Origin of the sequence: Pseudomonas proteolytica (genome assembly GCF_007858275.1) — a bacterium.
GTDB lineage: Bacteria > Pseudomonadota > Gammaproteobacteria > Pseudomonadales > Pseudomonadaceae > Aquipseudomonas > Aquipseudomonas proteolytica.
In genome coordinates this window covers 1-10,731 of record NZ_VFEV01000036.1, presented here as the reverse complement: position 1 = coordinate 10,731, position 10,731 = coordinate 1, and the positions used below count along the sequence as shown (strand labels likewise).

Genomic DNA, 10,731 nt, shown 5'->3' with positions numbered 1-10,731 from the left:
GGAGCAGAGAGCGGGCTAAACAGCCCCGCTCTCGATTCGCGTCACGTGTTATTCGGTTTCCAGATCGATATCGATGCCGAGGGAACGAATTTCTTTGATCAACACGTTGAAAGACTCGGGCATGCCCGGCTCCATACGGTGATCGCCGTCCACGATGTTTTTGTACATCTTGGTACGGCCGTTCACATCGTCCGACTTCACTGTGAGCATTTCTTGCAGAGTGTATGCAGCACCGTATGCTTCCAGTGCCCAGACCTCCATCTCCCCGAAACGCTGACCACCGAACTGAGCCTTACCACCCAGCGGCTGCTGGGTAACCAGGCTGTACGAACCGGTAGAACGAGCGTGCATCTTATCGTCTACCAAGTGGTTCAGCTTCAGCATGTACATGTAGCCAACAGTAACCGGGCGCTCGAACTTGTTGCCGGTACGGCCGTCGAACAGCTGCATCTGGCCGCTTTCTGGCAGGTCTGCCAGTTTCAGCATGGCCTTGATTTCGCTTTCCTTGGCACCGTCGAACACCGGGGTAGCCATTGGAACGCCGCCGCGCAGGTTCTTCGCCAGATCCAGAATCTCCTGGTCGGAGAAAGTGTCCAGCTCTTCTTTGCGGCCGCCGATCTCGTTGTAGATCTCGTGCAGGAACTTACGCAGGTCTGCGACCTTGCGCTGCTCTTCGATCATACGGTTGATCTTCTCGCCCAAACCTTTAGCCGCGAGGCCCAGGTGGGTTTCAAGGATCTGACCAACGTTCATACGCGAAGGTACGCCCAACGGGTTGAGGACGACGTCGACCGGGGTGCCATTGGCATCGTGCGGCATGTCTTCAACCGGCATGATCACGGAGACCACACCTTTGTTACCGTGACGACCGGCCATCTTGTCGCCCGGCTGGATGCGACGACGGATTGCCAGGTAAACCTTGACGATTTTCAGCACGCCTGGAGCCAGGTCATCGCCCTGCTGCAGTTTGCGCTTCTTGTCTTCGAACTTGTCGTCCAGCAGACGGCGGCGATCAACGATATAGGCCTGAGCCTTCTCGAGCTGCTCGTTCAGAGCATCTTCAGCCATGCGCAGTTTGAACCACTGCCCATGCTCAAGACCGTCGAGGATTTCGTCGGTGATGTCCTGACCTTTCTTCAGACCTGCGCCGCCTTCGGCCTTGTGGCCTACCAGTGCGGAACGCAGACGTTCGAAGGTCGCGCCTTCAACGATACGGAACTCTTCGTTCAGGTCCTTGCGGATCTCGTCGAGCTGGGTCTTCTCGATGGACAGTGCACGAGCATCACGCTCAACGCCGTCACGGGTGAAGACCTGTACGTCGATGACAGTACCCTTGGTACCGGTAGGTACACGCAGGGAAGTGTCTTTAACGTCGCTGGCTTTTTCACCGAAAATGGCGCGCAACAGCTTCTCTTCCGGAGTCAGTTGAGTCTCGCCTTTCGGGGTGACCTTACCAACCAGGATGTCGCCTGCGCCAACTTCAGCACCTACGTAAACGATACCGGCTTCGTCCAGCTTGTTCAGTGCAGCCTCACCCACGTTCGGGATGTCTGCAGTGATTTCCTCAGGCCCAAGCTTGGTGTCACGCGCCACACAGGTCAGTTCCTGGATGTGGATCGTGGTGAAGCGGTCTTCCTGAACCACACGCTCGGACAGGCAGATGGAGTCTTCGAAGTTGAAGCCGTTCCACGCCATGAACGCGATGCGCATGTTCTGACCCAGAGCCAGCTCACCCATATCGGTGGACGGGCCGTCGGCCATGATGTCGCTACGCTGAACGCGATCACCCTTGCTCACCAGCGGACGCTGGTTGATGCAGGTGTTCTGGTTCGAGCGGGTGTATTTGGTCAGGTTGTAGATGTCGACACCGGCTTCGCCAGTTTCAACTTCGTCATCGGCAACACGAACCACGATACGACTGGCATCAACGGAGTCGATCACGCCGCCACGACGAGCCACGACACAAACGCCGGAGTCACGGGCTACGTTACGCTCCATGCCGGTACCTACCAGCGGCTTGTCGGCACGCAGGGTCGGTACAGCTTGACGCTGCATGTTGGAACCCATCAACGCACGGTTGGCGTCATCGTGTTCCAGGAACGGGATCAGCGACGCTGCGACCGAAACTACCTGCTTGGGCGATACGTCCATCAAGGTGACGTCTTCCGGCGCCTTGACGGTGAACTCGTTCAAGTGACGAACAGCTACCAACTCGTCGATCAGGACTTTCTTGTCGTTCATCGTGGCCGAAGCCTGAGCGATCACGTGATCAGCTTCTTCGATGGCGGACAGGAACACGATCTCGTCGGTGACCAGAGCGTCTTTCACCACACGGTACGGGCTCTCGAGGAAGCCGTACTGGTTGGTGCGCGCATAAGCGGCCAGGGAGTTGATCAGACCGATGTTCGGACCTTCCGGCGTTTCGATCGGGCATACACGACCGTAGTGCGTCGGGTGAACGTCACGAACCTCAAAGCCAGCACGCTCACGGGTCAGACCGCCCGGGCCCAGTGCAGAAACACGGCGCTTGTGGGTGATCTCGGAGAGCGGGTTGTTCTGGTCCATGAACTGCGAGAGCTGGCTGGAACCGAAGAACTCTTTCACCGCCGCAGCCACTGGCTTGGCGTTGATCAGGTCTTGCGGCATCAGGCCTTCGCTTTCAGCCATCGACAGACGCTCTTTGACCGCACGCTCAACACGTACCAGGCCAACGCGGAACTGGTTCTCGGCCATTTCGCCTACGCAGCGAACACGACGGTTACCCAGGTGGTCGATGTCATCGACGATGCCTTTGCCGTTACGGATGTCGACCAGGGTCTTCAGCACCGCAACGATGTCTTCCTTGCACAACACGCCCGAACCTTCGATCTCGGTACGACCGATACGACGGTTGAACTTCATCCGGCCTACAGCAGACAGGTCATAGCGCTCTGGGCTGAAGAACAGGTTGTTGAACAGGGTTTCGGCAGCGTCTTTGGTTGGTGGCTCGCCAGGACGCATCATGCGATAGATCTCGACCAGCGCTTCCAATTGGTTGCTGGTGGAGTCGATCTTCAGGGTGTCGGAGACGAACGGACCGCAGTCGATATCGTTGGTGTACAGGGTCTCGATGCGAACAACCTGAGCCTTGGCGATTTTTGCCAGGATCTCGGTGTTCAGCTCGGTGTTGCACTCGGCCAGGATCTCGCCTGTAGCCGGGTGAACGATGACCTTGGCAGTGGTGCGACCCAGGACGTAGTCCAGAGGCACGTCCAGCGACTTGATACCGGCTTTTTCGATCTGGTTGATGTGGCGCGCAGTAATACGACGGCCAGCCTCAACGATGACCTTGCCCTTCTCATCCTGGATGTCCAGGACCGCAATTTCACCACGCAGACGCGAAGCAATCAGTTCCAGGCTGAGGGTTTCATCCTTCAGGCTGAATACGTTGGTGGTGTAGAAAGCGTCCAGCACCTGCTCGGTGGTATAGCCGAGCGCGCGCAGCAGTACCGAGGCCGGCAGCTTGCGACGACGGTCGATACGCACGAACACGCAGTCTTTCGGGTCGAACTCGAAGTCCAACCACGAACCACGGTACGGAATGATCCGCGCGGAGTACAGGAGCTTACCGGAGCTGTGCGTCTTGCCACGGTCGTGATCGAAGAACACGCCCGGGGAACGGTGCAGCTGGGAAACGATTACACGCTCGGTACCGTTGATAACGAAGGTACCGTTCTCAGTCATCAACGGGATTTCGCCCATGTAGACTTCTTGCTCTTTGATGTCCTTGATCGCTTTGTTCGACGATTCTTTGTCGAAAATGATCAGACGAACTTTTACCCGCAAAGGTACGGCGTACGTAACACCGCGCAACACGCATTCTTTGACATCAAATGCCGGTTCGCCCAGGCGATAACCGACGTACTCCAGCGCAGCATTGCCGGAGTAGCTGATGATCGGGAAAACGGATTTGAAGGCCGCATGCAGGCCCACGTCGCGGAACTGATCTTTGGTCGCTCCCGCCTGCAAGAATTCACGATACGAATCCAGCTGGATAGCCAGAAGGTACGGGACATCCATGACGTCCGGCAACTTGCTAAAGTCCTTGCGGATACGTTTTTTCTCAGTATATGAGTAAGCCATCAGCGTTCCCCAGCTTGGTCACCTGCTTGTTTGGCCCTCCCGACGGGAGCAGCCAGAAAATCTTGCAAACCCCATGGTTTGCACCACCGCATCGGGTGGCTACAGCGCGTTAGTGGCGGCGACCGAGTCGACAGCCAAGAACGGAAAAAGGCCGGTGGCAAGAGCCACCAGCCATCAGCCTTCAGCTTAACGCTTGGGCTGGAAACGCAAGGTCGATGCTTACTTCAGCTCGACTTTAGCGCCTGCTTCTTCCAGAGTAGCTTTGGCTTTGTCAGCAGCGTCTTTCGACACAGCTTCCAGAACCTGGGCAGGAGCGCCGTCAACTACAGCCTTGGCTTCTTTCAGGCCCAGACCGGTCAGTTCACGTACTGCCTTGATCACGTTTACTTTCTTCTCGCCAGCTTCCAGCAGCATGACGTTGAATTCGGTTTGCTCTTCAACAACGGCAGCAGCAGCAGCTGGACCGGCGGAAGCAGCGGCAGCAGAAACGCCGAATTTTTCTTCGAAAGCTTTGATCAGCTCAACAACCTGCAGAACCGACATTTCAGCTACGGCGTTGAGGATATCGTCTTGGGAGATAGACATTGCTGTATTTCCTGAATTGGGGGACGGCCTACGCGGCCATCGAAATAAACAAAAATACGCGAGAGAAAGTGCTCAGCCTTAGGCTGCGGCAGCTTCTTTTTGCTCGCGAACTGCAGCCAGAGTACGAGCCAGCTTGCTGGTAGCGCCTTGAATCACGCTCATCAGCTGCGAAATAGCTTCGTTACGGGTCGGCAGTGTTGCCAGTACGTCGATTTGGTTAGCTGCGAGGAACTTGCCCTCGAACGCAGCTGCCTTGATCTCGAACTTATCCTGACTCTTGGCGAATTCCTTGAACAAACGGGCAGCAGCGCCTGGATGGTCCTTGGAGAACGCGATCAGAGTCGGGCCGGTGAACACGTCGTTGAGGACACTGTATTCAGTGTCAGCAACAGCGCGCTTGAGCAGGGTGTTACGTACAACACGTACGTATACGCCAGCTTCACGAGCCTCTTTACGGAGTCCGGTCATAGCGCCTACTGTCACACCACGGGCATCAGCCACGACAGCGGACAGAGCAGCTTTGGCAGCCTCGTTGACTTCAGCGACGATGGCCTTCTTGTCTTCGAGATTAATTGCCACGGGTTTAACTCCTGCTTGTTACCGTTTCATCTGGCCTAGGCCGGATGTCGTTTTGGTGTCTGATTCGGTAAGGAACCGGGAGCACCATCTGCGTAGGCTTGATGGTTTAAGACTTGCGTCGCCTACGGTCTTGGATAGCCCCCGCCAGGCAGGGACCCCAATTTTTCAACTGGCACGATCACTCGCGCCAATTTGTGTCTTATACGTCCAGCGAACCTTGGTCGATGACCAGACCTGGGCCCATAGTGGTGCTCAGGGTAACGCGCTTGACGTAGATGCCTTTCGAGGAAGCTGGCTTGATACGCTTCAGATCAGCGATCAGGGCTTCAACGTTTTCCTTCAGCTTGACGGCGTCGAAGCCAACCTTGCCAACGGAGGTGTGAATGATGCCGTTTTTGTCGGTGCGATAACGAACCTGACCAGCCTTGGCGTTTTTAACCGCGGTGGCTACGTCTGGCGTTACGGTACCGACTTTCGGGTTAGGCATCAGGCCACGTGGGCCCAGGATCTGACCCAACTGACCTACAACGCGCATTGCATCCGGGGAGGCAATTACTACGTCATAGTTCAGGTCGCCGCCTTTCATTTCGGCAGCCAGGTCGTCCATGCCAACGCGATCGGCGCCAGCGGCCAGAGCAGCTTCAGCTGCCGGGCCTTGGGTGAAGACAGCAACACGTACAGTCTTGCCAGTACCGTGTGGCAGCACAGTAGCGCTACGAACGACCTGGTCGGATTTACGTGGGTCAACACCCAGGTTTACAGCAACGTCAACGGACTCGCTGAACTTGACAGTCGACAGCTCGGTCAGCAGGGCGGCAGCGTCTACAAAGTTGTAGGACTTGCCCGCTTCGATTTTGCCGGCGATAGCCTTTTGGCGCTTGGTCAGCTTAGCCATTACACACCCTCCACGTTAAGGCCCATGCTACGAGCAGAACCGGCGATGGTACGCACGGCTGCATCCATATCAGCTGCAGTCAGATCCGCGTTTTTGGTTTTCGCGATTTCTTCCAGCTGAGCACGAGTTACAGTGCCAACCTTAACGGTGTTCGGACGAGCGGAACCGCTAGTCAGACCAGCAGCTTTCTTCAACAAAACCGAAGCCGGGGTCGACTTGGTTTCGAAAGTGAAGCTACGGTCGCTATATACAGTGATGATCACTGGAGTCGGCAAACCTGGCTCAATACCCTGAGTACGGGCGTTGAAGGCCTTGCAGAATTCCATGATGTTCACGCCGTGCTGACCCAGAGCTGGACCGACGGGTGGGCTAGGGTTGGCCTGAGCGGCCTTCACTTGCAGCTTGATGTAAGCGGTAATCTTCTTGGCCATGAGGCACTCCAATTACGGGTTCAAGCGCCTCGAAAGGCTCCCCGGTTACTTGCGCGTTTATCCCAGTGACGACAAAACCCCACAGCCTAAGGCTGCGGGGTTGGGATGCTTTGTCAGCTAGACCTTCTCGACCTGGCTGAACTCCAACTCTACCGGAGTAGAGCGACCGAAAATGAGCACCGCCACTTGGATCCGGCTCTTTTCGTAGTTAACTTCTTCGACAGTACCGTTGAAATCAGCAAACGGACCATCTGTGACACGAACAACTTCGCCCGGCTCGAACAACGTCTTCGGCTTCGGCTTGTCGCTACCGTCAGCAACACGACGCAGAATCGCTTCTGCCTCTTTGTCGGTGATCGGCGCAGGCTTGTCAGCGGTACCGCCGATGAAGCCCATCACGCGAGGAGTGTCCTTGACCAAGTGCCAAGTACCCTCGTTCATGTCCATCTGTACCAGCACATAGCCAGGGAAGAACTTGCGTTCGCTTTTGCGCTTCTGGCCATTCCGCATTTCAACCACTTCTTCAGTGGGAACCAGAATTTCGCCGAAGCCATCTTCCATGCCTGCCAGCTTTACGCGCTCTAGCAAAGAGCGCATGACATGCTTCTCGTAACCCGAGTAAGCATGCACAACGTACCAACGCTTAGCCACGGGACACCCTTAGCCAACAATCAAGGAAACAAGCCAGCCGAGCAGGGAATCTAGCCCCCACAACAGCAACGCCATAACCAAAACAACAGCCACAACAATCAGCGTGGTCTGCGTGGTTTCTTGGCGAGTCGGCCAAACGACTTTACGTATTTCGGTGCGAGCTTCCTTTACCAGTACAGCGAAAGACTTACCCTTTACAGTCTGCAGACCAATGAAGACAGCCACAGCAGCAAGAGCGAGCAATACGAGTACGCGATACAGGATCGGCGAAGCAGAATAGTACTGATTGCCAACAACGCCTACGACCACCAAAGCGACGACAGCGAGCCACTTAACCAGATCGAAACGAGAGCTTTGAGCTTCAGCCTTAGGAGTCATCTATGAAGATCCTGTGAAAAGAAAGCCAGATACACCACGTGAATCTGGCAGGTCAGGAGGGAATCGAACCCCCAACCTACGGTTTTGGAGACCGTCGCTCTGCCAATTGAGCTACTGACCTAAAACAAAATCAGGCCGACCATTATGCAGGCCTGAAAAAGACTTTACAACAACCAACCCCAAGAGACTTGAAACAACCCAGCAAAACCAGGTAAAACAGAATCAAGCCGAGACAGCTGTTAAAACAAAGGCAGATATTTTCATATCTGCCTTGTTATATGGAGCTCTTGAGCGGATTTGAACCGCTGACCTCACCCTTACCAAGGGTGTGCTCTACCAACTGAGCTACAAGAGCGAAACATCTTGCACAACCTGCAAACTTGGAGCGGGTAGCGGGAATCGAACCCGCATCATCAGCTTGGAAGGCTGAGGTTCTACCACTAAACTATACCCGCGGAGCTTGCAGCTCACGCTAAAAATGGTGGAGGGGGAAGGATTCGAACCTTCGAAGTCGTAGACGTCAGATTTACAGTCTGATCCCTTTGGCCGCTCGGGAACCCCTCCTAAGCGAGCCGGCATTTTACATTACGCCGACCTTCTGTCAAGCATTTTCTCATTAAAAATATGAGGTTAGCTGCGTGACGATCGCCTCACACCAACTTCCCTAAAGGGTCATCACTGTGGAGCGGGCGCCATTCTATGCAAACTATTCGACAGTTGCAATGCCTTCGCACGGCATTATTTTATGTTTTAACTCATTGAATTCATTAGCAAGGCTTTCAAACGGCAGATCGTCAGCCAGGCGGCGACTTTCAGGCGCCACGCGCAACCAAAAAGCAGGCACACCTGCGGCAAGCATTTGCTGGATCCTCACCTTGATATCCAGGCTGATCAGGCGCTGCTCAAGGAACTGCGCCTGCTCCTGACTGGCAAAACCGCCGATATACAAGCAACCAGCGGGCACCTCTGGAGCCCGAGACCGATCACGGCGCGTCATTGCTTCAGCTGACTCACTCAGCAACTGAATATCCTGCTGAGAGCCCTTGTATAGCGCCAGGGGCGTTACATCCTTCGCACGCAACGGAGCCTCTTGCTGGTGCCAGACGTAATAAAAGACATTGAGAACCAGCAACAACAGAAACAACCAACGCATAAAAACCTCAAGACAAAGGGCACGCCATCGCCAAGCCAACAAATACCAGGTCCGGAACGAAGCGAGCACCCGGCAAGGCGTCGGCTACCAGCTCAGCATCCCCACCCGTAAGGAAAACCGAGAAATCCTCCCCCCAGTAACTGCGGGCCAACTCCAGCTGTGAGTGAGCAAAACCGCGGAGCATAAGCGTACAACCCCGCTCAACGGCTTGCGCAGTCGTACGCCCAGGCACCAGGCTTTCCAGCGCACGCTCAGCTGCAACGTCGTCATACCGTATTTTACGGGTATGGGTTCGCAGCTGATTACGCATCAGCGGCATGCCAGGACAGATAAATCCTCCAAGATGCTCCCCATCTGCCGTAATAAAATCGGCCGTGGCGGCTGTACCAAAATCTAGTACCAGGCATGCTCCAGAGGCCAACTGGAAGCCCCCAAGCATCGCCAGCCAGCGGTCAAGCCCCAGGCGGGCATACTCGTCATAACCATTGCGCACACCCGCCATCTCACGCGATGGCGCAGCACAACTGATAGAGACACCAAAGGCCGCAACCAAAACGCCGACCAGGCGATCCGTCTCTTCCAGGGCGCGCACGCTGACTAACCTGCAGTGTTGCAGCGAAAGACCGATCAGCGAATGAAGAGCACCCAGCAGCGCCACATCGGAATCAACAACGCCCTCAGCAAAAACGGCTGCCTGGCTTGCCTCGAGGACTCGCCACTTGATGAAGCTATTCCCACAGTCGAGCTCAAGAATCATCACGCAACCTCAGGCTTAACTCACCACCACTGTATGTTTTCTCAACACCATTTACGTCGAGACGCAGGGCACCTTGATCATCAATGCCCAGCACGATGCCGTCTACCTGGTTAACACCTGCGATCAACGACACAGCCTTACCCTGCCAGAGATGATTCTGCTCCCACTCATCCCGGATTACCGAGAAACCAGAGTCCCTATGGCGCTCCAAATAAGCCTGCAATGCCTGACTCAGATGAGCGACCAGATGATTTCGATCCACCGAACGACCTGTTTCGAGCTGTATCGATGTCCACTGCTGATCAACCTCCTCAGCGCTCTGCATGTTGGCGTTAATACCAATACCGAGCACTACATGACAGACATCAGCAGGATCACCGACCAGCTCAAGAAGGATGCCTGCAACCTTCTTCGATCCAACAAGAACGTCATTCGGCCATTTCAAACCTGAGCCATGGACACCAACGTCGCGCAAGGCTTGCATGACCGCCAAGCCCACGACAAGGCTCAGCCCCTCAAGCTGGCGCATCCCCCCATCGATACGAAGCACAAGGCTGTAGTAAAGGTTCTGCGCAAATGGACTGACCCACTTGCGCCCTCGACGCCCCCTGCCCGCAGTCTGCCGCTCCGATAGAACCAGGAATGGCGACGCCTGCCCCGCATCGATTAGACGCAACGCCTCTGCATTAGTGGAGTCGATGGTATCCGATATGAAAATCGAACCAGCGCAGATCGACGAGCTCAAGGTGATCTCGTCAGCATTCAACAGAACCAGAGGGGATGCCAATTGATAGCCCCTCCCCCTGACCTTATGAATTGTCAGATCCAGCTCAACCTCCAGATGCTGGAGCTGCTTCCACACAGCACTGCGACTGACACCCAGGGCTGCGCCTAGCGCTTCACCCGAGTGGAATCGGCCATCTTTCAGAAGTGTTAACAACGTCAGCATGCAAGTCTCGCCTCACAATGAGGCACGCATGATAGCTATGCGTAGAGCCATTGCATAGAAAGCAAGCAAGGACTTCAATTGGACAACCCACCAGCCCTGTCGCACTTTTCGACCGCCCAAAACAAAACCCCAACTGCTTTCGCAATTGGGGTTTCGGAATTTAATCTTGACGATGACCTACTCTCACATGGGGAAACCCCACACTACCATCGGCGATGCATCGTTTCACTA

General features: G+C 55.3%; 10 protein-coding genes and 4 tRNA genes. All 14 read right to left on the bottom strand.

The annotated features are described in order from the left end of the window. Positions 1-48: 48 nt before the first annotated feature. Positions 49-4,122 carry a DNA-directed RNA polymerase subunit beta gene (gene rpoB, locus FIV38_RS22460; RefSeq protein ID WP_029299252.1) on the bottom strand — a complete coding sequence of 1,358 codons (4,074 nt, stop codon included), beginning with the start codon at positions 4,120-4,122 and terminating at the stop codon, positions 49-51. A gap of 219 nt (positions 4,123-4,341) precedes the next feature. Then, on the bottom strand, positions 4,342-4,707 hold the full coding sequence (rplL, locus tag FIV38_RS22455; protein ID WP_092230792.1) for a 50S ribosomal protein L7/L12: 366 nt from the start codon (positions 4,705-4,707) through the stop codon (positions 4,342-4,344). A gap of 78 nt (positions 4,708-4,785) precedes the next feature. Next, entirely contained in the window at positions 4,786-5,286 is a 501-nt protein-coding gene (rplJ, locus tag FIV38_RS22450; protein WP_003176433.1) for a 50S ribosomal protein L10, read from the bottom strand. A 199-nt stretch (positions 5,287-5,485) separates the two neighbouring features. Next, positions 5,486-6,181, bottom strand: coding sequence for a 50S ribosomal protein L1 (gene rplA, locus FIV38_RS22445; protein WP_003176434.1), 696 nt, complete (start codon positions 6,179-6,181; stop codon positions 5,486-5,488). Continuing rightward, positions 6,181-6,612, bottom strand: a complete 432-nt coding sequence (rplK, locus tag FIV38_RS22440; RefSeq protein WP_003210097.1) for a 50S ribosomal protein L11 — start codon at positions 6,610-6,612, stop codon at positions 6,181-6,183. The genes rplA and rplK overlap by 1 nt, the downstream gene beginning before the upstream one ends. A 117-nt stretch (positions 6,613-6,729) precedes the next feature. Beyond that, a complete protein-coding gene (nusG, locus tag FIV38_RS22435) occupies positions 6,730-7,263 on the bottom strand; it encodes a transcription termination/antitermination protein NusG (RefSeq protein ID WP_003176436.1) in 534 nt (177 codons plus the stop codon). 9 nt (positions 7,264-7,272) lie between these two features. Next, positions 7,273-7,641, bottom strand: a complete 369-nt coding sequence (gene secE, locus FIV38_RS22430; RefSeq protein ID WP_029299242.1) for a preprotein translocase subunit SecE — start codon at positions 7,639-7,641, stop codon at positions 7,273-7,275. Positions 7,642-7,686: 45 nt separating this feature from the next. Then, positions 7,687-7,762 (bottom strand) — tRNA-Trp (locus FIV38_RS22425). A gap of 158 nt (positions 7,763-7,920) precedes the next feature. Beyond that, positions 7,921-7,996 (bottom strand) — tRNA-Thr (locus FIV38_RS22420). 26 nt (positions 7,997-8,022) lie between these two features. Then, positions 8,023-8,096, bottom strand: a tRNA-Gly gene (locus FIV38_RS22415). Positions 8,097-8,120: 24 nt separating this feature from the next. Beyond that, a tRNA-Tyr gene (locus tag FIV38_RS22410) sits at positions 8,121-8,205 on the bottom strand. Positions 8,206-8,347: 142 nt separating this feature from the next. Beyond that, positions 8,348-8,794 carry a hypothetical protein gene (locus tag FIV38_RS22405; protein ID WP_029299240.1) on the bottom strand — a complete coding sequence of 149 codons (447 nt, stop codon included), beginning with the start codon at positions 8,792-8,794 and terminating at the stop codon, positions 8,348-8,350. A 7-nt stretch (positions 8,795-8,801) separates the two neighbouring features. Then, positions 8,802-9,551 (bottom strand): pantothenate kinase, encoded by a 750-nt coding sequence (locus FIV38_RS22400; protein ID WP_029299238.1) that lies wholly within the window; start codon positions 9,549-9,551, stop codon positions 8,802-8,804. Continuing rightward, a complete protein-coding gene (birA, locus tag FIV38_RS22395) occupies positions 9,541-10,500 on the bottom strand; it encodes a bifunctional biotin--[acetyl-CoA-carboxylase] ligase/biotin operon repressor BirA (RefSeq protein WP_092230795.1) in 960 nt (319 codons plus the stop codon). Before birA ends, FIV38_RS22400 begins: the two co-directional genes overlap by 11 nt. Between the last annotated feature and the right edge of the window lie 231 nt (positions 10,501-10,731).